At 69.0% G+C, this 24675-nt stretch carries 10 protein-coding genes; 9 read left to right on the top strand and 1 reads right to left on the bottom strand.

Annotated features, from left to right (window positions below; all coding sequences use genetic code 11):
- Positions 1-5 precede the first annotated feature (5 nt).
- The 4 genes from ACEL92_RS27120 (at position 6) to ACEL92_RS27105 (ending at position 18901) form a co-directional block, all read left to right on the top strand.
- Positions 6-1484 carry a DHA2 family efflux MFS transporter permease subunit gene (locus tag ACEL92_RS27120; RefSeq protein WP_374023622.1) on the top strand — a complete coding sequence of 493 codons (1479 nt, stop codon included), beginning with the start codon at positions 6-8 and terminating at the stop codon, positions 1482-1484.
- A 101-nt stretch (positions 1485-1585) separates the two neighbouring features.
- Positions 1586-16783 carry an amino acid adenylation domain-containing protein gene (locus ACEL92_RS27115; RefSeq protein WP_374023621.1) on the top strand — a complete coding sequence of 5066 codons (15198 nt, stop codon included), beginning with the start codon at positions 1586-1588 and terminating at the stop codon, positions 16781-16783.
- Between the two features lie 703 nt (positions 16784-17486).
- On the top strand, positions 17487-18047 hold the full coding sequence (locus ACEL92_RS27110) for a hypothetical protein (RefSeq protein ID WP_374026410.1): 561 nt from the start codon (positions 17487-17489) through the stop codon (positions 18045-18047).
- Between the two features lie 659 nt (positions 18048-18706).
- Positions 18707-18901, top strand: a complete 195-nt coding sequence (locus ACEL92_RS27105; protein WP_374023620.1) for a hypothetical protein — start codon at positions 18707-18709, stop codon at positions 18899-18901.
- Between the two features lie 352 nt (positions 18902-19253).
- Here the strand turns inward: ACEL92_RS27105 and ACEL92_RS27100 are convergent, their stop codons facing one another.
- Positions 19254-19451 (bottom strand): hypothetical protein, encoded by a 198-nt coding sequence (locus ACEL92_RS27100; protein ID WP_374023619.1) that lies wholly within the window; start codon positions 19449-19451, stop codon positions 19254-19256.
- A 163-nt stretch (positions 19452-19614) separates the two neighbouring features.
- Here ACEL92_RS27100 and ACEL92_RS27095 point away from each other — a divergent pair, with 163 nt between their 5' ends.
- The 5 genes from ACEL92_RS27095 (at position 19615) to eccB (ending at position 24672) form a co-directional block, all read left to right on the top strand.
- Positions 19615-19749 (top strand): hypothetical protein, encoded by a 135-nt coding sequence (locus ACEL92_RS27095; protein WP_374023618.1) that lies wholly within the window; start codon positions 19615-19617, stop codon positions 19747-19749.
- A 614-nt stretch (positions 19750-20363) separates the two neighbouring features.
- Positions 20364-21035 (top strand): DUF5631 domain-containing protein, encoded by a 672-nt coding sequence (locus ACEL92_RS27090; protein WP_374023617.1) that lies wholly within the window; start codon positions 20364-20366, stop codon positions 21033-21035.
- A gap of 144 nt (positions 21036-21179) precedes the next feature.
- Complete coding sequence (locus tag ACEL92_RS27085; RefSeq protein WP_374023616.1) at positions 21180-22121, top strand: hypothetical protein; 942 nt, start codon at positions 21180-21182, stop codon at positions 22119-22121.
- Between the two features lie 230 nt (positions 22122-22351).
- On the top strand, positions 22352-23182 hold the full coding sequence (locus ACEL92_RS27080; RefSeq protein WP_374026409.1) for a transglycosylase: 831 nt from the start codon (positions 22352-22354) through the stop codon (positions 23180-23182).
- Between the two features lie 2 nt (positions 23183-23184).
- Positions 23185-24672 (top strand): type VII secretion protein EccB, encoded by a 1488-nt coding sequence (eccB, locus tag ACEL92_RS27075; RefSeq protein ID WP_374023615.1) that lies wholly within the window; start codon positions 23185-23187, stop codon positions 24670-24672.
- Positions 24673-24675: the final 3 nt, after the last annotated feature.

The raw sequence follows: 24675 nt of genomic DNA, 5'->3' as shown, positions 1-24675 counted from the left end.
ACGCTATGAATAACGCCTCTGGCGTACCGCCGGCCCCGGCGCCGGCCGTTGCGCCACCGGAACCGGGGCCGCTCGACTATCCGGACAAGATCGACGCCCGGCTGCTGTGGATCGGCGCGACCTGCGGCCTGGCCGGCATGATGGGCCACCTGGACGGCACCGCGGTCGCCGTCGCGCAACGGACCTTCCTCGCCGAGTTCGGGTCCACGCAGGCCGTCGTGTCGTGGACCATGGCCGGCTACATGCTGGCGTTCGCCGCCGTGGTCCCGGTCACCGGTTGGGCCGCAGACCGATTCGGCACCAAGCGGCTCTTCGCCGGCGGTGTCCTGGTATTCACCGTGGCGTCCGTGCTGTGCACCGTGGCCCCGAACATGTGGTGGCTGATCGTCTTCCGGGTTGTCCAGGGCTGCGGCTGCGGCATCATGACACCGCTGAGCTTCGTGGTCTTGACCCGCGAGTCCGGCCCGAAGCGGCTCGGCCGGTTGGTCGCCGTAGGTGCGGTGCCTTTCCTGCTGGGCCCGATCGGTGGACCGATTTTGGGCGGCTGGTTGATCGGCACTTACGGCTGGCGGTGGATCTTTTTGATCAATGTGCCGATCGGGCTCGGCACCGTCGCGCTCGCCGCCCTGATGTTCCCGAAGGATCGGCCCGCGCCGGCGGAGAGGCTCGACGTCACCGGCATGCTGCTGCTGTCACCCGGCATGGCGGCCCTGCTGGCCGGGCTGTCGTCCGTGCCGGGGCGGGGCACCGTCGCCGACCGTCATGTCCTGCTGCCGACGCTGATCGGCGCGGCATTGATCGCGGGCTTCGTCCGGCACGCCTGGCGCCGGGCGGAAGGCCCGCTGATCGACCTGAGATTGCTCAAGAACCGCGTCGTCAGGCAGGCCAACGTGACGCTGCTGATCTTCGCCGTGACCTACATCGGGGTGTTGCTGCTCATCCCGAGCTACCTGCAGGTGGCGCTTCATCAGACGCCGCTGCAATCGGGACTGCACTTGGTCGCCATGGGAATCGGCATCGCGGTGACGACGCCGTTCGCCGGGGCCCTGATGGACAAGGACGGGCCGAGCAAGATCGTGCTGATCGCCTTCCCCCTGATGGCGGCGGGCCTGGGCGTATTCACGTTCGGAGTCGCCCACCACGCCGGCTATGCGCCGACACTGCTGGCCGGCCTCCTGGTCGTCGGCATGGGGGTGGGCTGTGCCGCCACACCGGTTTCCGCGGCGTGCGTCCAACCGCTGGCCCCGCACCAGATCGCCCGCGGCACCACGTTGCGCAGCGTCAACAACCAGCTGGGCGGAGCTGTCGGGGCCGCCCTGATGACGGTGCTGCTGACGGATCGCACTAGGGCCGCCCAGCACCTGACCCACGCCTACACGGCGGTGTTCGCCGTGGCCACCGTGCTGGCGATCGGCGCAAGCATCGCGGCGGCGTTCCTGCCGATGACCCCACCGGACAAACGCGATGCGGCGCAACCACTTTGACGGCCGGTTGTGACGCATGCAGGCCAACCTCGCGGGCGTGGCGGCGCCCGCCTGACTAGAAAGTTCGTCGTCGAATGCTCGATTACGGTACTCAACCGGACATGTTGGGACCGCTCACCGCGGCCCAGCGCGCGATCTGGGCCGCGCAGCAGCTCCGGCCCGACGTCCCGTACAACTTCGCCGGTTACCTGGCGATCGACCACCACGTCGACGCCGACCGACTCATGGCCGCCTGCGAATCGGCGGTCGCCCGGTTCGGCACACCGTGTGCGCGGCTGGCCCTCGACAACGGCGAACCGGTCTTCGTGGTGGACCGCTCCTTCCCGCTGACCCTGTGCTGTGTGGACCTGCGCGCCGAAGCCGACCCGCGCGGCGCCGCGCTGCGCTGGATCGACGACGACTATCGCCGACCGCTCGACCTACTCGCCGACCGGCTCGTCAACTTCGCCCTGCTGCGGCTCGCCGACGACCTGTCCTACTTCTACCTGCGCACGCACCACGTGCTCGTCGACGGCTACGGCGCGCACAACATCATCCGGCATGTCGCGGCCGTCTACTCCGGCGCCGACGCCCACACCGGTGCGGTCGACTTCTCCGCGTTCGCGCTCATCCGCGATGCGGACGCGAAGTATCAACAGTCGTCCCGCAGCGCCGCCGACGCCGCGTACTGGAAGACGGTCCTGCGCGAGCCGGTGGCGGTCACCGACCTGGCGGGCACGCAGCGGTCGGTGCCCCCGCGGCACCCGCTGGTGCGTGAATTGCGCTGCGCGCACCGCCTTCTCGAGACGGGGCAGGACCGGTTCGACGTGGCCAGGGTCGTCGCCGCGATGGCCGCATTCATCGCGAAGACCACGGGCCGGCAGCGGGTTTCGTTGTCGCTGCCCGTGTCGGCGCGCACCACCGCCGCGCTGAAGAACAGTGCCGGCATGGTGTCGAACCTCGTGCCGCTGGTCGTCACCGTCGAGGAGGGCGACACCGTCGCAGAGCTCACCGACCGGGTCGGCACCGCCGTGATCGGCGCCCTGCGGCACCAACAGTTCCGGGGTTGGCCGGGCCTCGTCGGGGATGCGACGCCCGTCGACACCAACCTCGAATTCGGCCAAGTGGTCAACGTTTTCGGTTTCGCCGAACCCCTGCGTTTCGGGCCCTCCGAGCCGACGTGCACCGTGCTGACGACCCTGCCCATCCAGGACGTCGCCGTCAACATCTATCCGCCCCTGGGCGGCGGCACGCCCAGAATCCAGTTCGCGTGGAACCCCGAGCGATACAGCGCGGGCGAGATCGACCGGCACCTCGCCCGCCTGGAATCGCTGTTCGACCGCATCCTGATGGCGGACCCGTCGCTGCCGCTGAGCCAGGTGCCGCTGCTGGACCGCGCCGAGCGCGACCTGTTGCTGGCCCGGTGGTCGGGTGCCGACGCGGCCGCACCGGTGGGGGCGCCGCCGCTGCTGACCGCGGCGGCCCAGGCACGTCCCGCGGCGACGGCCGTCGTCGACGGCGACCGGGAATGGTCCTACCGCGAGATCGACGACTGGTCAACGCGATTGGCGCGGGTACTCATCGACGCCGGGGTGGGCCCCGAGCGCGCGGTGGCGGTGGCGGTGGATCGATCCGTGGAACTGGTGGTCGCGTGGTGGGCGGTGGCCAAGGCCGGCGGGGCGTACGTGCCGGTCGATCGCTCCCAGCCGGTCGAGCGCATCACGACGGTGCTGGACGCGGTCGACGCCGTCTGCGTATTGACCTGCGGCGGCGGCACTCTCGCCGGGACCGCGGATCGCCCCACGCTGGACCTGGGCACCGTGGACCTGTCCAGTCGGCGGGCGGACCCCATCACCGACGCGGACCGGTTGGCGCCGTTGCGGGTGGACACCACCGCCTACGTGATCTTCACGTCCGGGTCCACCGGCACCCCGAAAGGGGTGGCCGTCACGCACGCCGGCCTGACCGGGGTGGCCGCGGCGCAGCGCTCGCTGCTCGGCGTGGGTGCGGACGCGCGGGTGTTGATGGTGGCCGCACCGATCTTCGACGCGTCGGTCTTCGAGCTGCTCTGGGCGGCGGGTTCGGGGGCGGCGCTGGTCGTGGCGCCGCGCGACGTGTACGCCGGCGACGCGTTGACCGCGTTGCTGGCGGCTCACCGGGTCACTGCGGCGGTCCTGACGCCGACGGTGCTGGCCTCGCTGGACCCGGTGTGGCTGCAGGGGATTGACACGCTGCTCACCGCCGGGGAGGCCTGCCCTCCGGAGCTCGCGGCCGCCTGGTCGGTGGGCCGCCGCATGCTCAACGCCTACGGGCCAACCGAGGCCACCATCTGGGCCACCTGCAGCGCGCCGCTGTCGCCGCAGCACGCGGTGCGCATCGGTGCGCCCATTCCCGGGATGCGCGCGATCGTGCTCGACGCCCGGCTGAACCCGGCGCCCATCGGGGTGGTGGGCGAGGTGTACCTTGGCGGCCCCGCGCTGGCGCGCGGGTATGTGGGCCGGGTCGACCTGACCGCGGAGCGCTTCGTGGCCAACCCCTACGGGCCGGCCGGAACGCGGATGTACCGCACGGGCGACCGCGCGTGTTGGGACCCGGACGGGCAGCTGCGTTTCGTGGGCCGCGCCGACGACCAGGTCAAGATTCGCGGTTACCGCATCGAACTGGGCGAAGTCCAGGCCGCCTTGGCCGCATGCGACGGCGTGCGGCACGCGGTGGCGGTCGCCCGCGGGGAAGCCGCCCACGACAGGCGCCTGGTGGGTTACGTCACCGGAACCGCCGACCCCGCGCAACTGCGCGGCCGACTGGCCGAGCGCCTGCCCGCCTACCTGGTGCCGGCGGCCATCGTCGTCCTCGACGCGCTGCCGCTCACCCCGAACGGCAAACTCGACGTCCGGGCCCTGCCCGCACCGGAATTCGCCGCCGGCGCCTATCGCGCACCATCCGGCGCCCTCGAAGAGGTGCTGGCCGGGATCTACGCCGAAGTCCTGGGCCTGCACCGGGTCGGCGCCGATGACTCGTTCTTCGACCTGGGCGGCGACAGCATCATGTCGCTGCAGGTGGTGTCCCGCGCGCGTGCCGCCGGCGTAATCGTCCGTCCGCGAGACATTTTCGTCGAGCAGACCGTGGCGCGCCTGGCGAGCACCGCCACCGTGGCCGTCGGCGACGAGCGCCCGGACGACGCGGGCGTGGGCGAGGTGCTGGCGACCCCGATCATGCGGTGGCTGCACGGCATCGACGGACCGGTCGACCAGTTCAACCAGACCATGGTGCTGCAGACCCCCGCCGGGGTCGAGAAGAACGATGTCGTAGCGCTGCTGCAGGCCCTGCTCGATCGGCACGCCATGCTGCGAGTGCGGGTCGACGACGACGGCGCGGGAAGGTGGTCGCTCGCCGTGCCGGAGGCCGGCACCGTGGACGCCTCCGCGTGCCTGCAGGTGTCGCCCGTGCTGTCCGAGCAGGCGCTGATCGGCGCCCGGTCGCGGCTGAACCCGGGCGCCGGGGTGCTGCTCAGTGCGCTGTGGGTGCCGCCGGCCCGACAATTGGCGCTCATCGTTCACCACCTCGCCGTCGACGGGGTCTCCTGGCGAATCCTGGTGGAGGACCTCAACATCGCGTGGGCCGCGCGTCGCGCCGGTCAACCCGTGACGCTGCCGCCGGGCGGCACCTCGTTCGCCCGCTGGTCCTTCCTGCTCGACGAGTACGCGCGCCGCCCCGAAGTGCTGGCCCAAGCCGAGACTTGGCGGCGCGTGGCGGCCACACCCGCCGCACTGCCGGCGCCCGGCACCGTCGACACCTACGCCACCGCCGGACGCAGGTCGGCCCGACTGGACGCCGACACCACTCGCATGCTGCTCGGCGACGTGCCCGCGGCGTTTCACGCCGGCACGCAGGACATCCTCCTGATCGCATTCGGCATGGCGATCGCAAACTTTACCGGCAGTCCTCGCACGGCCGTCGGTATCGACGTCGAAAGCCATGGGCGGGAAGCGGATTGGGGCGCCGGCATCGACCTGTCGCGCACCGTCGGATGGTTCACGGCCAAATACCCGGTCGCCCTGACGGTGGGCGCGCTGGACTGGGCGCGAGTCCTCGACGGCGGGGCCGCCGTGGCAACGGTGGTCAAGGCCGCCAAGGAGCAACTGCGCGCCCTGCCCGCCGGCCTCACCTACGGACTGCTGCGCTACCTCAACCCCAAACTGGACGATCGCGACCCGACGGTTGCGTTCAACTACCTGGGCCGACTGGCCGGCACCGCCGGCCTGCCCGACGACATCTGGCGCCCGGACTTCGACAGCGTGTCGGCCAGCGCCGTCGCGACCGCGGTGCCCACGCCGCTGACCCACACCGTAGCGCTCAACGCCGGCATCCTCGACGACGAGGACGGTCCCCACCTGCACGCCGAATGGACGTGGGCGACCTCCGCGTTCGACGCGGATCAGCTCGAGCGGTTGAGCGACTTGTGGCTCGAGGCGTTGAGGGGCATCTGCGCGCACGTGCGCGGCGGCGGCGGTGGCCTGACCCCGTCGGACGTCCTCCCCGCGCGCCTGACCCAGGCGCAGCTCGACGATCTGGAACAGCACGGTCGCGTGGCCGACGTCCTGCCGCTGACCCCGTTGCAGCAGGGGCTGTTCTATCACGCCACGGCCGCCCTTGCCGAGGGCGTCGACCTCTACGCCGTCCAGCTGACCATCGGCATCGCCGGCCCCCTCGCCCCGCAGCGGATGCGTGCGGCGGCGCGCACCGTCGTCACCCGGCACCCCAACCTGGCCGCCCGGTTCTGCCCGGAGATCGACCCGCCCATGCAGGTCATCCCCTCCGTCGCCGAAGTGCCTTGGCGCGACGCCGAATTCGACGCCACCGACCCCGATTTCGGCGAACAGGTCCGGCAGCTGTGCGCGGCCGAACGCGCCGCGGTCTGCGACCTGAGCGACCCGCCGCTGTTCCGGGTGGCGCTGATCCGCACCGCCCCCGACCACCACCGACTCGTGCTGACCAACCACCACGTCGTGCTCGACGGCTCGTCGCTGCCGATCCTGCTGCAGGAGATCTTCGCCGCCTACCACGCGCAGCGCCTCGCCGCGCCCGTTCCGTACCACAGATACGTGACTTGGCACGCGCAGCGCGACCTCGTCGCCGCCCACGCGGCATGGCGAGAAGCCTTGGCCGGATTCGACACTCCCACGCTCGTCGGATCGCCACACCGGCAGCAGCGAGGGCAGCGCGGCGTGCAGTCGCGCAGGCTCTCCGAGCGGGCCAGTGAGGCGCTCCAACGACTGGCCCGCGCGCACCGCACTACCGTCAACACCGTGCTGCGCGCCGGGTGGGCGCAGCTGCTGGTGTCGCTGACCGGGCAACACGACGTGGTCTTCGGCGCCACGGTCTCGGGCCGCGCGGCCGATATCGTGGGCATTGAATCGATGGTGGGTCTGCTGATCAACACCGTCCCGGTCCGGGCGCGGGTGAGCGCGGAGACCACGGTCGCCGACCTGCTCGATCAGCTGCACCGCTCTTATCAGCAGACGCTGGATCATGAACACTTGGCGCTCAACGAGATTCACCGCGTCACCGGGCACGATCAGCTGTTCGACACCTTGTTCGTCTTCGAGAACTACCCGCTTGACGCGGCGGCCTCGATGACACTCGGCGAGCTGACCATCACCGATTTCACCAGCCACGAGTCCACCCACTACCCGCTGACCCTGCAGGCGACGCCGGGCCCCGAGCTGGCGCTGGCCATCGAGTACGACTGCGACGCGTTCGACCCCGAAACCGTTGCGGCCCTGGCCGACCGGCTGGAGCGAATCTTGTCGGCCATGGCCGCCGACCCGTCGCGGCGGTTGTCGGCGGTGGACGTGCTGGCCGCGGACGAGCGTGCCCGCCTCGAACGGTTCGGCAACGTCGCGGTGCTTGGGCAACCGGCGACCGGGGCGTCGATCCCGCAGCTGTTCGCCGCGCAGGTGCACCGGACCCCCGAGGCGGTGGCGTTGACGTGTGGTGCCCGCAGCTTGACCTACCGCGAGCTGGACCGGGATTCACATCGGTTGGCGCGCAAGCTGATCGCCCAAGGCGCGCGCGCCGGGCAATGCGTCGCGGTGATGTTCGGCAGGTCCGCCGACGCGATCGTGGCGATCTTGGCGGTGCTCAAGTCCGGGGCCGCGTACCTGCCCATCGACCCCGCCGTCCCCAACGCGCGGATCGACTTCGTACTCGGCGACGCCACACCGGTCGCGGCGGTGACCACACCGGAGCTGGCCCCCCGCTTCGCCGGCCGCGGGATCACCGTGGTCGACGTCGACGTCGACGTCGACGCCGACGCTCCTGGCGCAGAAGTCGCGCTGCCGTTGTCGGCCGGTGACGACATCGCCCACATCGTCTACACGTCGGGAACCACGGGAGTGCCGAAGGGCGTGGCGACCACCCACCACAACGTGACCCAGCTACTGGAGCCGCTGCACGAGGGACTGCCGTCGGGGCCGAACGGCGTGTGGACGCAATGGTATTCGTACGCGTTCGACGCCTCGGTGGAAGAGATCTGGGGCGCGTTGCTGCACGGCAGCCGCCTGGTGGTGGTGCCCGAGTCGGTCGCCGCGGTGCCGGAGGACTTTCAGGCGCTGATCGTCGACGAGCGGATCAGCGTGCTGCACCAGACGCCGTCGGCCCTCGCGGCGCTGTCGCCTCAGGGCCTGGAGTCGACGGCCGTGGTGGTGGCCGCCGAGCCGTGCGCGGTGGAACTCGTGGACCGATGGGCGCCGGGCCGGATCATGACCAACGCCTACGGACCGACGGAAACCACGCTATGCGTCACGGTCAGCGTGCCGTTGGCGGCCGGCGCCGGGGTGGCGCCCATCGGTGTGCCGATACCCGGTGCGGCACTGTTCGTGCTGGACGGGTGGTTGCGCCCGGTGCCGCCGGGTGTGGTCGGGGAGTTGTACGTGGCGGGACGCGGGGTCGGCGTCGGCTATGTCCGCCGACCCGGGCTGACGGCGTCGCGCTTCGTAGCGTGTCCCTTCGCGCCGGGACAGCGCATGTACCGCACCGGGGACCTCGTCTCCTGGGTCGCCGACGGCCAGCTGCGCTACCTAGGCCGCGCCGACGAACAGGTCAAGATCCGCGGCTATCGCATCGAGCTAGGCGAGATCCAGGCTGCGCTGACCAACGTCGAGCACGTCGAACAGGCGGTGGTCATCGTTCGTGAAGACCGCCCCGGCGACAAACGCCTGGTCGGCTACGTCACCGAAACCGCGCCCGGCGCAGTCGATGTCGCCGCGGCACGCACCCGGCTGGCCGAGCGGCTGCCGGCCTACATGGTGCCGGCCGCCGTCGTGGCGGTCCCGGCGCTGCCCCTGACGGTCAACGGTAAACTGGACACCCGCGCCCTGCCGCAGCCGCACTACCGCGACGCCGCGTATCGCGCCCCGTCGAACGCCGCCGAGGACATCCTCACCGGGATCTACGCCCAAATCCTCGGGCTGGAGCGCGTCGGCGTCGACGACTCGTTCTTCGACCTCGGCGGGGATTCCCTGTCGGCGATGCGCCTCATCGCCACCGTCAACAAGACGCTGCGCACAAATCTGACGGTGCGCACCTTGTTCGCCGCGCCCACCGTCGCCCAGCTCGCGCCCCGGCTCCACCCGAGCGCGGGCGAGGGCCCGCCGCTGGTCGCCGTTACGCGGCCTTCGCGAATACCGTTGTCGTTCGCGCAGAATCGACTGTGGTTCCTCGGCCAGTTGCACGGCCCGTCGCCGGTGTACAACATGACGGTGGGTCTGCGGCTGCGCGGTCGCCTGAACGCCGAGGCGCTGGGCGCCGCGCTGACGGATGTGGTGGGCCGCCACGAATCGCTGCGCACGGTGTTTCCCCACATCGACGGGGTGCCCTACCAGGACGTGGTGCCGGCCGACCAGGTGGAACTGGGCTGGGGCACGGTCGATGCCCGTGGGTGGTCGCAAGCCCAGTTGGCTGACGCCATGGACGCCGTGGCGCGTCACGTGTTCGACTTAGAGACCGAAACCCCGCTACGCGCAATGCTTTTCACCGTTGCCGACGACGACCATGTGTTGGTGGCGACCGTGCACCACATCGCCGCCGACGGCTGGTCGGTGACCCCGCTGGTGCGCGACCTAGGCGTGGCCTACGCAAGCCGGTGCGACGGGCGCGCCCCCGACTGGGAGCCCTTGGCGGTGCAATACGCCGATTACGCGCTCTGGGAGCGCGCCCGATTCGGTGACATCGACGACAGCGACGGCCCCATCGCCGCCCAACTGGCGTACTGGCGGCAGGCGTTGGCCGGGATGCCCGAGCGGTTGCACCTGCCGACCGACCGGCCGTACCCGCCCGTCGCCGACTACCGGGGCGCCACCGCCGTGGTGCAGTGGCCCGCGGAGCTGCAGCGCCGGATCCGCGCGCTGGCCCGTGACCACGACGCGACCAGTTTCATGGTGCTGCAGGCCGCTTTGGCCGTCCTGCTGAGCAAGCTGTGCGCGACCGCCGATGTGGCGGTGGGGTTCCCGGTCGCCGGACGCCCCGATCCCGCGTTGGACGAGCTGGTCGGATTCTTCGTCAATAGGTTGGTGCTACGGGTCGAACTCGCCGGTGATCCCACGATCGCCGAGACGCTGGCCCAGGTGCGCGCTCGCAGCCTTGCGGCCTACGAGCACCAGGATCTGCCTTTCGATGTCCTGGTGGAGCGGCTTAATCCAACCCGATCGATGGCCCATCACCCGTTGGTTCAGGTGGCGCTGGCCTGGCAGAACCTGCCCGGACAGCACGACGACCCGGCCGCGGGGCTGAGGTTGGGCGACCTGCAGATCACCCCGATCCCGCTGGACACCCACACCGCGCGGATGGACCTCACCTTCTCGCTGGCCGAACGGTGGACCCAGGGCGGTGAGCCCGCGGGCATCACCGGGGCGGTGGAATTCCGCACCGACGTGTTCGACGCCGCCAGCGTCGAGGCGCTGATCACGCGGTTGGAGCGGGTCGTGCTCGCCATGACCGCCGACCCCGCCCGCCGGTTGTCGACCATCGACGTGCTCGACGAACGCGAACACGCGTGGCTGGACGAGGCGGGTAACCGCGCGGTCTTGACGCGCGCCGACGGCGGCGCCTCCATACCGGAACTCTTTGCCGCACAAGTGCTTCGCACTCCCGACTCAACCGCGTTGTGCTGCGCGGACCGCTCGATGACCTACCGCGAGCTGGAGCGCTCCGCGAATCGCCTCGCGCACCTGTTGGCCGGCCACGGTGCGCGGGCGGGCCGCGTTGTCGCGCTGCTCATCCCACGCTCGGCCGACGCGATCGTGGCGATCCTGGCCGTGTTGAAGACCGGGGCGGCGTACCTGCCGATCAACCCCGCCGTGCCGGACGCCCGGCTCGAATTCCTCGTCGCCGACGCCGACCCCGTCGTCGCGATCACGACCGCGGGCTTGGCCGGCCGGCTGCACCGATACGACCTGCGGGTCATCGACCTCGACGCGCCGTTGGGTTCCTATCCCAGCTCCGCGCCACCGGCGCCGGGCGCCGACAACCTCGCCCACATCATCTACACCTCGGGCACGACCGGCGCCCCGAAAGGCGCTGCGGTCACGCATCGCAACGTCACCCAACTGATGGAAGGCCTGGATGCCGGCCTGGCCCCACCGGGCCCAGCCAAGGTGTCGACGCAGTGGCACTCCTACGCGTTCGACGCGTCGGTGCGGGAGATCTGGGGTGCCCTGCTGCACGGCGGGCGGTTGGTCGTGGTTCCCGAGGCGGCGGCCGGATCGCCGGAGGATTTGCGCGCGCTCTTGATTCGCGAGCAGGTCGGTGTGCTGAGCCAAACACCGTCCGCGTTGGCGGCGTTGTCCCCCGAGGGATTGGAGTCGGCCGAACTGATCGTCGGTGGCGAGGCGTGCCCGGCCGAGTTGGTGCAGCGGTGGGCGCCGGGCCGCGTGATGCGCAACGCCTACGGTCCCACCGAAACCACGGTCGACGTGACCGTCAGCTCCCCGCTCGAGGCGGGCGCCGACGAGGTACCCATCGGGAAACCGGTCGCGGGCGCCGCGCTGTTCGTGCTCGACGCGGGGTTGCGGCCCGTGCCGCGGGGCGTGGTCGGTGAGTTGTACGTCGCGGGTCGCGGTGTCGGCCTGGGCTATCTGGGCAGGGCGTCGCTGACCGCCTCCCGATTCATCGCGTGCCCGTTCGCGGGCGCGGACGCGCCCGGCGCCCGCATGTACCGGACCGGCGACCTGGTGCGGTGGCGCGCCGACGGGCAACTGCACTACGTCGGCCGCGCCGACGAGCAGGTCAAGATCCGCGGCTATCGCATCGAACTGGGCGAAATCCGCTCCGCGCTGGCCGCGTTGGCGGGTGTGGACGCCGCGGCGGTCATCGCGCGCGAGGACCGGCCCGGTGACATGCGCCTCGTGGGCTACATCACCGGCACCGCCGATCCGCTGGCTGTGCGGGCGGAGCTGGCAAAGCAGTTGCCGGCTTATCTGGTGCCGGCCGCGATCGTGGCGCTCGACGCGTTGCCTCTGACGATCACCGGCAAGCTGGACAGCCGGGCGCTGCCGGCGCCGGAGTACCGCGACGCCCCCTATCGCGCCCCCGGCAACGCCATCGAAGAAATCCTGGCCGACACCTATGCCGATATCCTCGGCCTGGAGCGGGTCGGCGTGGACGACTCGTTCTTCGATCTCGGCGGCGACTCGCTGACCGCGATGCGGCTGATCGCCGCGGTCAACAAGTCCCTGAACGGGCGCCTGGGCGTACGCGCCCTGTTCGACACGCCCACTATTGCCGGGCTGGCACCCAGAGTCCACACCGACGGTGGTGCGCTGCAACCCCTGGTGGCCGGTGATCGGCCCGCCGTGATCCCGCTGTCCTTTGGTCAGAGCCGGTTGTGGTTCCTGGACCAATTTACCGGCCCCTCAGCGGTATTCAACATGGCCGTGGCGCTCGAACTGACCGGCCACCTGGACGTCGGTGCGCTGGGCGCGGCCCTGGCCGACGTGGTCGGCCGCCATGAATCGCTGCGCACGGTGTTTCCCCACCGCGACGGCGTGCCCTATCAGGACGTGGTCGCGCCCGAGCACGCGGACTTCGGCTGGGGCGTCGTCGATGCCACCGCATGGCCGCAGCAACGGGTGACCGAGAGCATCGGCGCCGTCGCGCGCCACACCTTCGACCTGTCGCGCGAAATGCCGTTATATGCACAGCTTTTCGCGGTGTCCGAGGACGAGCACGTCCTGGTGGCGGTGGTGCACCACATCGCGGCCGACGGCTGGTCGGTGGCCCCGCTGGTGAGCGACCTGGCGGCGGCCTACACCAGCCGGTGCGCCGGGCGCGCCCCGCAGTGGGCGCCGCTGCCCGTGCAGTACGCCGACTACACGCTGTGGCAGCGCGCGCAATTCGGCGATCTGGACGACCCCACCAGCCACCTCGCGACCGAGCTGGCGTACTGGCAGGGCATGCTGGCGGAAATGCCCGAGCGGCTGCAGCTGCCCACCGACCGGCCCTATCCCTCGACCGCCGACCACCGGGGGGCGCGGGTGGCCGTGGACTGGCCCGCGCGGCTGCAGCGGCAGGTGCGCGCGGCGGCCCGTCAGCACAACGCGACCAGCTTCATGGTGGTCCAGGCGGCCCTGGCCCTGCTGCTTTCCAAAGTCACTGCGACCGAAGATGTTTCGGTGGGTTTCGCCGTCGCGGGCCGACGTGACGCCGCGCTGGATCGGTTGGTGGGCTTCTTCGTCAACACGTTGATCCTGCGCGTAAACGCCACCGGAGACGCCACGGTCTCCGATTTTCTTGCCCAGGTCCGCACCCGCAGCCTGGAGGCCCTCGAACACCAGGACGTGCCCTTCGAGTTGCTCGTCGAGCGGCTCAACCCGATCCGGTCGCTGAGCCACCACCCGCTCGTCCAGGTGTCGGTGACCTGGCAGAACCTACGCGAGCACGGCAACGACCCGGCCGCGGGCCTGAACCTGGGCGACCTGCGCGTCGCCCAGCTACCGCTCGAGAGCCACGCGGCCCGCATGGATTTGACGTTCTCGCTCGGCGAACGCTTCGGCGCGGACGGCGAACCCGCGGGCATCGGCGGTGGAGTGGAGTTCCGCACGGATCTGTTCGACCCCGAAACCGTTGCGCTGCTTGTGGACCGGCTGGAGCGCGTGTTGACGGGGCTGACCGCCGACCCGACGCGACGGCTGTCGTCGGTGGACGTGCTCGACGACACCGAGCGGCCGCGCCTTGACCTGATCGGCAATCGGGCCATGCTCGGCCAGCCGGCGCCCGCGGCGTCGGTGCCCGAGCTGTTCGCCGCCCAGGTGGCCCGCACCCCGGACGCGGTGGCACTCAGCGTGACCGGCGCGACGATGACGTACCGCGAGTTGGACGTGGCCGCAAATCGGTTGGCGCATCACCTCGTCGGGCTGGGCGCAGGGCCGGGGGAGTGCGTGGCGATCTCGTTCCCGCGCTCGGCGGCGGCGATCGTGGCGATCCTGGCGGTCCTGAAGTCCGGGGCGGCGTACCTGCCGATCGATCCGGCGGTGCCCGACGCGCGCGTCGACTTCGTGATCGCCGACGCCGGCCCGGTCGCGGCGCTGACCACAGCCGCGTTGGCGTCCCGGTTCGCCGGCCACGGCATGCCGGTCATCGATGCCGACGCCCCCGCCGTCCGGGCCATGCCCGAGAACGCGTTACCGCCGCCGGCCGCCGACGACATCGCGCACATCATTTACACCTCGGGCACGACCGGTGTGCCCAAGGGCGTGGCCACCACGCACGCGAACGTGACCCAGCTGCTCGGCTCGCTGCACGCCGGATTGCCCTCGGGGACGAATCAGGCGTGGTCGCAATGGTATTCCTACGCCTTCGACGCCTCCGTCGAGGAAATCTGGGGGGCGCTGCTGCATGGCTCGCGACTGGTGATCGTGCCCGAAACGGTCGCCGCGCTGCCGGACGACCTGCAAGCGTTGCTGATCGACGAAGGCGTCACGGTGTTGCACCAGACCCCTTCGGCGGTCTCGGCGCTGTCCCCGCGGGTGCTGGAGTCGGTGGCGTTGGTGGTGGCTGCCGAGGCGTGTTCGGCGGAGCTGGTCGATCGGTGGGCGCCGGGCCGGGTGATGACCAACGCCTACGGCCCAACCGAAACCACGATGTGTGTGGCGGTCAGCCCGCCGTTGAGCGCCGGGACGGGAACGCCGCCGATCGGCGCGCCGGTGCCCGGGGCGGCGTTCTTCGTCCTCGATCCGTGGCTAGGGCAGGTGCCGATGGGCACCGTCGGTGAGTTGTACGTGGCCGGGCACGGATTGGGGGCGGGCTACCTGCGCCGCCCGGGGTTGACCGCGTCGCGGTTCGTGGCGTGCCCGTTCGGCATGCCCGGTCAGCGGATGTATCGCACCGGCGATTTGGTGCGGTGGCGCGCTGACGGGCAATTGGATTATCTGGGCCGCATCGACGAACAGGTGAAGATCCGCGGCTACCGTATCGAGCTCGGTGAGATCCAGGCCGCGTTGGCCGCCGTGGATGCCGTCGACCAGGCTGTGGTCATCGTTCGCGAGGACCGTCGCGATGACAAGCGTCTGGTCGGTTACGTCACGGAGTCTTCGCCGGGCGCGCTCGACGTCGCGGCCGCCCGGGCACAGCTACGACAAAGCTTGCCGCCCTATATGATTCCGGCTGCGCTCGTGGTGATCGAGGCGCTGCCGTTGACGGTCAACGGCAAGCTAGACACCCGCGCGCTGCCGGTGCCCGCTTACCGCGACGCCGAGTATCGGGCACCCGGCAACGACCTCGAATGCCTGCTCGCCGACACCTACGCCGAGGTGCTGGGACTGGATCGGGTGGGAATCGACGACTCCTTCTTCGACCTCGGCGGCGACTCGCTGTCCGCGATGCGCCTCATCGCCACCCTCAACAAGACCCTCAACACCCATCTGACGGTACGCACGCTGTTCGACACCCCTACGGTCGCCGGCTTGAGCCAGCGCGTGCACCATCATGCCGAAGACCCGCGCTTCGTGGCCGTGCACGGCTGCGCCGCAGCGGAGGTGCACGCGCGCGACCTGACGCTGGACAAGTTCCTCGACGCCACGACGCTGGCCGGTGCGTCGTCACTGCCCGGACCCAGCGCCCACGTGCGCACGGTGTTGTTAACCGGGGCAACTGGATTCCTCGGGCGGTATCTGACGCTGCAGTGGCTCGAACGGCTGGAATTGGCCGACGGGAAGCTGATCTGCCTGGTACGGGCCGCGTCGGACGAGGACGCGCGGCGCCGTCTGGAGCAGACGTTCGACAGCGGGGATCCGCGGCTGGCTATGTACTTCCACGAGTTGGCCGCCGATCACCTCGAGGTCATCGCCGGAGACAAGGGCCAACCCAACCTTGGCCTGTCCCAGCAGGATTGGCAACGCCTGGCCAACACCGTCGACCTGATCGTCGATGCGGCGGCGGTGGTCAACGGCGCGTTGCCCTACAGCGAACTTTTCGTCCCGAACGTGGTCGGAACCGCCGAATTGATCCGGTTGGCGCTGACCACCAGGCTCAAGCCTGTCAACTACGTGTCGACGGCCAACGTGGGCGACCCGATCGAACCGTCGGCGTTCCTCGAAGACGCCGACATCCGGGTCATCAGCCCCACGCGCAAAAACGACGGCAGCCGCGTCAACGGCTATGGCAACAGCAAGTGGGCCGGGGAGGTGTTGCTGCGCGAGGCGCACGACCAGTGCGGCCTACCGGTTGCCGTATTCCGCAGCGGAATGATCCTGGCCGACACCACCTACGTGGGCCAGCTCAACCTGTCGGATCTGGTCACCCGGATGGTGCTCAGCGTCGTGGCGACCGGGCTCGCGCCCAAGTCGTTCTATCGCCTTGACTCGCAGGGGAACCGGCAGCGCGCACATTACGACGGTCTGCCCGTGGAATTCGTCGCCGAGGCGATCGCAACGCTGGGTGCTCAGGTCGTCGACGGGGTCGAGACCTATCACGTCATGAACTCGCACGATGACGGCGTCGGGCTGGACGAATATGTCGACTGGTTGATCGAGGCGGGCTATCCGATCGAGCGCGTCGACGATTTCGATGAGTGGCTGCGGGTGTTCGAGGAGAGGCTGCGCGCGTTGCCGGACCGCGTGCGTGAGCACTCCGTTCTGGGCGTGCTGCTCGCGGCGAACGGCACCGCGCTGCAGCCGGCCGATCCGCACTCCCGCTTCGCGTCCACTGATCGATTCCGCGCGGCTGTGCAAGACGCGAAAGTGGGCCCTGACAACGACATTCCGCATGTGACGCCGGCGGTCGTCGTGCACTACGTGCTCGGCTTGGAGCGGCTGGGGCTGCTCTAGGATCTAGGTCTGGTTCGGCCGGAAACTGATCGTATCGAACACGGTGATCGAGTAGATGATTCGTGAAGAAGATCGCCGGTGAGGGCGAGCGATGCGCTGCGCGTGACAGGCCCGCAAAGAGATGATGCGGCATGCGAGTCGGAAGAGATGCTGCGATGGAGGCGCAGGCGGCTTCACAACGGCGAAAACCACCTGCAGGTGGCAGTCGCCGGCACGGTTCCCGACCAGAAAACACTGCCTCCTCGTAGACGCCACCATCCTTCGTGCCGGGATGGCAGAAAACGCCACCAGCGATGCCCGGAGGACGCCACCGACTGGCCGGCATGGACTACCGCGGAACTCGTGCGGCGCGGGGAACTGATGCGATACGCAGGAGTGCATGACATTCGCAACCTCAGCGACCTGCGACCACGACGAATCCTCTTCGTCATCGATAACGGAACTCGCACCAAGGACCTGCCGCTGGCGGTCAACGTTGGCGCCGCCAGCCCACGGTGAGCCGGCGTCAAAAGGACCTCTCCGAGCGGCAGATGCGCCAGAATCCCGGATTAAGCCCTTCAATCGAACGATTGGTTACTAGATTTAGGGTGGGCGCGTGAGTGAGGTCCGCGCGCCTCGGGGGTACCTTTTCGAGGTTGTAGCGCGACACGCTCGGATGCCCCAAGCGAATATGTCCCGGGGTATGGGCAATGAGGAGGGCTTCATGGGAGATCCGCCTTCAAACTTCAGCGGGGAATCAGCGGGCCCGCCACCTGTGCAGTGGCGGCCTGCTTACCCACCTCAACCCATCAAGCCTGCACGCACATGGCCAGCAATCGCCCTGGCATCGGTAGCCGCCGCACTCAGCGTCGCCGCCTTGGTTGTTGCGATGACGCGGCCGACAAGTGGCTCATCCGGTCCGCCCACCGCCACACCAACGACACCTGCGTACACCGCGGAGCAAACTGCGGCTGCGCACCAGAAGCTGTGTGACGCCTACAGGCTGGCAGGTCGTGCCGTCCAAATCGACACAAACGGCAAAAGCCCGGAGCGCGCGGGTATATCGACCGTGAACGGGGCGGTGATGCTCGAAGAGGCGGTGAATGCGAATCCGGCGACCGCACCCGCGGATCGCATTGCTGCCCTTGCGCTGGCTGAGTCGTACAGCAATGTTGCAGCCGTATCGAGTTTGGCGACGGGAAGCGACGACCCCGCTTGGCAAGCAGCGCTCAGCGACGCGAACGGGAAGGACGCCGCCATGCAGAGAATTTGCGGTGGCACATGAGATTCCAGAGATGGCGTGGGCGGCGGTGATACCAATTGTACTGCGAGTCTGAGGTTTTCGGCATCTCATCAAGGAGTAGAAGCCGGCGGAGAAGCGGCCGTGGACGGCGGGTGGTGTCATGCTGCGGCCAGCGCCCGGTGCTGGCGGCCCATCAAGCAATCCGCATGCCGACTCTGGGCACGGAGGTTTGGAACCAGGTCGCGATACTGGTGAATTGCCGTCTAGCAGTCCGCTGTTTCAGTATGGAGCGGGGAGATACAAGCGGTCTTTGCAGAGTCTCTAACGTATAGCGGCTGTGAGGAGGACGCACTGTGGGAAACGGGCCCGGCGGTACCGCTCATGGACCGACGGCCCGCCAACCTTGGTGGAATTGGCCACCGAGTGACTGGCAGCCTGCATCACGCTCACGCCGATGGCAGGCGATCGCTTTAGCATTGACTGCCGCCGTAGCGGTGGGTGCTCTAATCCTTGCCCTAACGCACCCTCCGGCCACGAGCCCGTCTGCCACCGTTACAGCGCCCACGCCTGACCCGACGGAAATCGCCGCCGCTCAACAGCAGCTTTGTGACGTCTACAAACTGGCGGCTCAGGCGGCCCAGGTCGACACGGCCGGAACCGACAAGGCGCTAGCACGCATCGCTACAACTAATGGTGCCCTGTTGCTCGAGATGGCGGCGGCTAATCCGATTATCGACGCGAAACACCGAGACGCGGCGGACGCACTAGCGATGGCATACGGCACCCTTACCGCAAAGGGCAGCGCTGGGGTGGCAACCGATGCCGAATATCAGTCGGCACTTAATGACGCAATTTCGAAAGATGCGGCTGTGAAAAAGGTTTGCGGTGGCGGTTGACCTTCCGCCTGGTAAGTGGACAGCGGCGTTGATCGGACCGTGGTGGCCGATGCCATCAACGGGCCTTCGCGGCGCCGCTCAGCATTGGAGTCAAGCATGCGCAGAGCAGCAGTTATTTTCGCAGAATCTGCGCAGTCAGTGGATGATGGTCGCGGCGAGCAACCAGGGTCACACGGCGGACGACCTGATATCCAGATACCAGCAAGGCGAAAAATTTCATTTGGATCTTGCCGAGAAGTACCAGGCGAAGTCGGCAGCCTTTAACTCGGGCGCTGACGCAATTGATTACCTTCGAAGTAGATTGACCGACATAGCGGATATGGGAAATCGCGAAATAGACCAAATTCTTGCATCAAAAAAGCCACTGCCCGAGCAGGTCGTGGAGGTACAGGCCGTCCAGTTGCGTTGCAACGGCGATGCCGCGAATGCGAGCCTTATGGCGGGCGACAAACTCATCACGGCAACTCAAAAAGTTCTCGACGCTGAAGGAATTGGTGGCGACGCAAGGACATGGGCGCGTGAAAATGGCTTCAACACCGACAATGTTCAACCACCACCCCCTATCACTGGTGAGGATCTGAAGCCAGGGGGAGGTCCTCCGCCGACGGAACCGCGAGTCGGCGGCGCGGGGCTGAATACGGGTGTAACGCAAGGCGGGCAGAACCTATCAACCCCACCTGCACCAGGCCCCCGGGTCAATGCGGCTGGTTTGCATGGCGGCGGACCACATTCTGGTGGGGGTACGCCTGCTGGACCGCGCGTGGGTGGTGCTGATTATCCGGGTGTTCCAGGCGCCGGCGGTGCACCGTCGCCCGGAGTCCACGTACCCGGCGGTGGTGGATCGATAAGTCCTGCGACGCCTGCTGCTCCCGCAAGCCCGGTGAGCATGTCGCCCGCCGCCCTCGGCCAGGGCGCCCCGCCCAACTTGGCGCAATCGTTCGCCTCGGGAATGGCCACCGGTCAACCGGCAGGTGCGGGCGCACAAGGATTGTCGGCGGGGGCGATAAATGCGATGGAGTCACCGCCGCAGGCAGGACCGCCAGCGGGGGCGCCGCCTGTGACACCGGCTGCACCCAGCGCCGGAGTTTTCATCCCGACAGGCACGCCGGCTGACACTCCTCCGCCTGTCGCTCCGGCGCCGCCACCGACCGCCGGAGGAGCTGCTCCCGTAACGCCGGTTATCACGGGAGGCGCATGGTCGGGACCGGCGGTATCTGCTGGTCCGAGCATCCCGGCTGGCTCACTGCCCGCATACGGCTCTGACCTACGACCGCCGGTCGCGGCGCCGCCTGTGATGCCATCCGCTCCGACGGGGCCCGTCTCGGGAGCTCCGGTCGCTCCCTCGGCGGCATCGTCCCCGTCCGCGGGTGGCCCGCTGGTTTCGCCAGTGGAACGCGGAGCGGCGGCGACCGCTGCTGGGCACGCGGGCGCGAATTCGTCCAGCATGGTGGGCGCATCCGCGATGTCAGCCGCGGCCGGTGGGACGGCCGGCGCGGTTTCCACTAGGGCTGCCGAGCAGCAGCGCTTGCAACGGCTCGTCGACGCGGTAGCTCGCCAAGAACCGCGAATTTCATGGGCGGCCGGTCTACGTGATGACGGCACCACGAGTCTGCTCGTCACCGACCTCGCCGGCGGATGGATACCGCCGCATGTCCGACTGCCGGCCCATGTGACCCTGCTCGAGCCAGCCGTACGCCGTCACGACGCGAGCGTGGTGGACTTGCTCGGAGCTGTCGTGGTCGCCGCGGCGCACGAGCACAACACCTATGTCGCCGAATCCGACCCCGAGGCACCCACGCTGAGCGGTGACCGACCGGCCCGTTCGGCCGCGCCGCAGGTCGACGAACTGGGACCAGCACTCGTGGAAGCTGTGCGCCGACGCGACGGCCTCCCGCGAATCGCGCAGGCTATTGCGGCGCCGGCGGTGCGGAATACCGGCGTGCTTGACAACGAGACTGAGCTCTTACGCAGGTGCATCGCCGATCTGCAGAACTCGGTCCTGTCGGCGTATCCGGACCACGACGGGGCTGCCGTCGCGGATTGGATGTTGCTGGCGGCCATCGAGGCCCTGATCGATGGGCATCAGTATCTCGCGAACTACCACATGGCATGGTTCGACGTGACCTGCGCTTAGCGCGGCTCCCGAATGCGCGGGCAGGAAATGCAAGGTGAATACCGTTTCTAGGCAGCTGTGCCAAACTGATTGGATAACCGATCGCGTGTGCGTGAGCGCACATTAAGTGATCGTCGGTTCTGCGAGCGGGGTGGAGGTGAAGCCATGGCGGGTGGTGATGGCACCATCAAAAGCGCTCCAGCGGTATTGGGAGGACTAGTCGGCGCGCCAGAAGCGCCACCGCCGGTGCCGTTCCCCGTTTCCGTGGGCGGAACCAGCCCGACCGACGTCCAACGAGGCGCACTTGAAGCCGCTGCCAACGGCGGTGTCGCGAAAGACGCCGCCGACGCGGCCGCGGCCGACGCAGATCGCCGCGCCCACGCCGCCGACGCAGCCGCGAAATTCCCCGCCAACGAAGCTGAATCGCAGCAGCAGATGCAGAACATCGGCCAGCAAGCCCCGCAGATGATGCAACAAATGCTGCAAAGCATCACGGGAGCGCTCGGTGGCGCGGTCGGCGGCATCATGGGTCCGCTGACGCAGCTGCCGCAACAGGCGATGCAGGCCGGCCAAAGCGCGATCCAGCCGTTGATGAGCGCGGTTCAGGGCGGCGCTCACGGTGCCGCCCTGGCCGACGAGTCGCATCTGGTCGACAGCGTCGGCCCCGGAGCCGGCGGCGGCGCAGGATTGGGCAGCGGCGGCGCGGGTCTGGGCGGCGGCGGGGGCACAACCCCTGCCAGCTCGCTGGGGCCGCCTCCGGTGCCGACTTCCTCCCCGCCGACGAGCCCAGCCGGTGCCGCCAAGGCCGCCATGGTGCCACCGGTCAGTGGCGCCCCGACCGCGTCGGGGCAGACGGGCATGGGTGGCATGGGGATGATGCCACCGGGCGCGATGGGCGCGGGCGGCGAAGGCGGCAATAAGGAGAAGCCACCCGAGAAGCGAATTTCGGCCCCCGGTGTGCCCAACGGCCAGCCCGTCAAGGGCCGCCTGACGATGCCGCCCAGCGCTCCCGGGCCCAAGCCGGGCGAAGAAAAACCCACCGTCGTCACCAACCGGCCCAATCGGCGAATCGTGATCATGCCCGCCGAAGACGAGGCCAAGGAATAGCGCCATTCCCACTCAGCCTCGAGGTGAGTGGTTGGGTCATGCGTGCAGCAGTAGGGTCGCTACGTAATCATGCGAGTTCGGGTCACTCGTTATTGACAGCGGAACCGCGGATTCGTGCATGCTATTGACACGGGTTTTCGCGACCGGAGGGTGTGGGAGTACTCGGGTGTCCAGGACGGATGGGCGCAAAGGGGAACAGGGTGGGGCAGTCGGTGACTGATCCGCTGACGATGCAAGCGGTGACGGCACTGGCTCGCGGCCACGGCCTGTTCGCGGGCGAGACCATCGCCGCTCCTGTCGCAGGCGCGCACGAACGCCCCGACGTGAGGACCGACGGCCTTCCCGCCGCCGCAGCGACGAGGTCGACGGACACGCTGACCACGCTCCGCCGAGCGGCCGACACCGACCTCGTGCTCGCCCGCATCATGGCGACGGCGCACTCCGACCATGGGCACGCGAGCATGGCAACGCGAAGGGTCTTGGAGGACGCCAAGGCCGACACGACGACGCCCGCAGACACCCCATTGGCGCGGCGCGAGGCCATGGCCCGCATGGCCGCCAGGTTGCGCGCCCAGCACCGGCACATCCTGAACGCGCGCTGGCGCGCGCGGCTTCTGGCCCTGCGAATGAGGCGGCTGCGCTATCGACAGAGGCGGACGGCAATGCGAGGCGGGCAGGGCAGCGGGCGCGCAGCGGTCATCGCGGCCATTCGTAAGGCCTTGGATATCAAGGGCATTCACGACCCGGCGGCGCGGGCCCGCTGGGAACGCGGCATGGATCTGGTGGCTCGTCGCGAGTCCAACTACAACGCCCGCGCGGTCAACGACTGGGACTCCAACGCCGCACAGGGCACGCCGAGCAAGGGGGCCTGGCAGTTCATCGAGCCAACGTTCGCGGCTTATCACGAGCCGGGCACGTCCCGCGACATCCACAATCTCCTGGCGCAGGCCTGCGCGTTCATCAACTATGCGATGGGCCGCTATGGCGTCTCCGCCGACGCGTCGAATCTGGCCGATCGGATTCAGCAGGCCGATCCTCGCCGAGCACCCAAGGGGTACTGAGCATGCCGCTGAGCTTGTCGAACCGCGACCAGAACTCCGGTCACCTGTTCTACAACCGGCGGCTGCGCGCCGCGACGACCCGGTTCTCGGTGCGGATGAAGCACGACGACCGGAAGCAGACCGCCGCGTTGATGTTGTCGGTCCTGTTGGTGGCCATCGCCGCTGGGTGGATGATGCTGCTGAACGTGCTGAAACCGACTGGCGCCGTGGGTGAATCGGCGATCATCGGCGACCGCGATTCGGGCGCGATCTACGCCCGCATCGATGGCCGGCTCTACCCGGCCCTGAACCTGACATCCGCCAGGCTGGCCACCGGGACGGCGAACCCGCCGACGTGGGTAAAGCGCAGCGAGATCGCGAAGTATCCGACCGGTCCGTTGATCGGCATCCCAGGGGCTCCGGCGGCGATGCCGGTGAACCGCGGCGCGATTTCGGCCTGGGCGGTGTGCGACACGGCGGGCCGCCCACGCACCGGGGAGAAGCCGGTCGTCACATCAATCGCGGGGCCGCTCAACGGCGGAGACCGCGCGGCACCGCTGGCCGAGGACGCCGGCGTGCTCGCGACGTTCGAGGGCAATACGTACGTGATCTGGGGCGGCAAACGCTCTCAGGTCGACCCGGCCAGCAGGGCGATCACTCTGAGCCTCGGGCTGGACCCCGGAGTGACGTCGCCGGTGGAGATTTCGCGCGCCCTGTATGACGGGCTGCCGGCGACCGAGCCGCTGCGAATCCCCGACGTTCCCCAGGCGGGCTCGCCGTCGACCTGGGTCTCGGGTTCACAGGTGGGTGCGGTGTTGCAGGCCCAAACCGCCGGCGGCGGCAAGCAGTTCTACGTGCTATTGCCCGATGGGGTGCAGAAGATCACGGCCTTCGTCGCCGATCTGCTCCGCAGTGCCAACTCCTACGGGTCGACGGCACCCCGCGTGGTAACCCCCGACGTTCTGGTCAACATCCCCCAGGTGAATTCCCTGCCCGTCGACTACTACCCGACCAAGCGCCTGAATTTCGTTGATACCGCAGCAAATCCGACCACATGCGTCGGTTGGGAGAAGGGCTCGACGGATCCGCAGGCCCGCATCGTCGTCTATAGCGGGCGGGGGCTTCCGGTGTACTCCTACCTGGACGACCGGATCGTGCACCTGGTACGCGACGACCGCGACCCGGCGTCGGTGGTCGCCAACCAGGTGCTGATGTTGCCGGGCGCGGCGAACTTCGTCACGTCGACCAGTGGGGTGATTACGTCGGATTCGCGCGAATCATTGTTCTGGGTGTCCGACAACGGTGTGCGGTTCGGCATCGCCGCCAACGACGACACGATGCGCGCACTCGGGCTCGATCCGGCCTCGGCGGTGCAGGCGCCGTGGCCGTTGCTGCGCACTTTCGCTGCGGGCCCGGCGTTGTCGCGGGAGGCCGCGCTCGTGGCTCGCGACACGGTGCCGGCGCTGGGCAAGGCGGCTGTCGTGACGACATCGGCGAAGGTGGGAGGTTAGGCG

It is taken from the genome of Mycobacterium hainanense, assembly GCF_041890355.1.
Lineage (GTDB): Bacteria > Actinomycetota > Actinomycetes > Mycobacteriales > Mycobacteriaceae > Mycobacterium > Mycobacterium hainanense.
The sequence above is the reverse complement of the archived record's forward strand: the minus strand, read 5'-3'. Positions and strand labels throughout refer to the sequence as shown.

Bases quoted from the DNA above. Each gene is read 5' to 3' on its own strand.
- ACEL92_RS27090 (WP_374023617.1), top strand. From the start codon at position 20,364: ATGTCAGCCGCGGCCGGTGGGACGGCCGGCGCGGTTTCCACTAGGGCT.
- ACEL92_RS27120 (WP_374023622.1), top strand. From the start codon at position 6: ATGAATAACGCCTCTGGCGTACCGCCGGCCCCGGCGCCGGCCGTTGCG.
- ACEL92_RS27095 (WP_374023618.1), top strand. From the start codon at position 19,615: ATGGCGGCGGACCACATTCTGGTGGGGGTACGCCTGCTGGACCGCGCG.
- ACEL92_RS27080 (WP_374026409.1), top strand. From the start codon at position 22,352: ATGCAAGCGGTGACGGCACTGGCTCGCGGCCACGGCCTGTTCGCGGGC.
- eccB (WP_374023615.1), top strand. From the start codon at position 23,185: ATGCCGCTGAGCTTGTCGAACCGCGACCAGAACTCCGGTCACCTGTTC.
- ACEL92_RS27110 (WP_374026410.1), top strand. From the start codon at position 17,487: ATGGGAGATCCGCCTTCAAACTTCAGCGGGGAATCAGCGGGCCCGCCA.
- ACEL92_RS27115 (WP_374023621.1), top strand. From the start codon at position 1,586: ATGTTGGGACCGCTCACCGCGGCCCAGCGCGCGATCTGGGCCGCGCAG.
- ACEL92_RS27085 (WP_374023616.1), top strand. From the start codon at position 21,180: ATGGCGGGTGGTGATGGCACCATCAAAAGCGCTCCAGCGGTATTGGGA.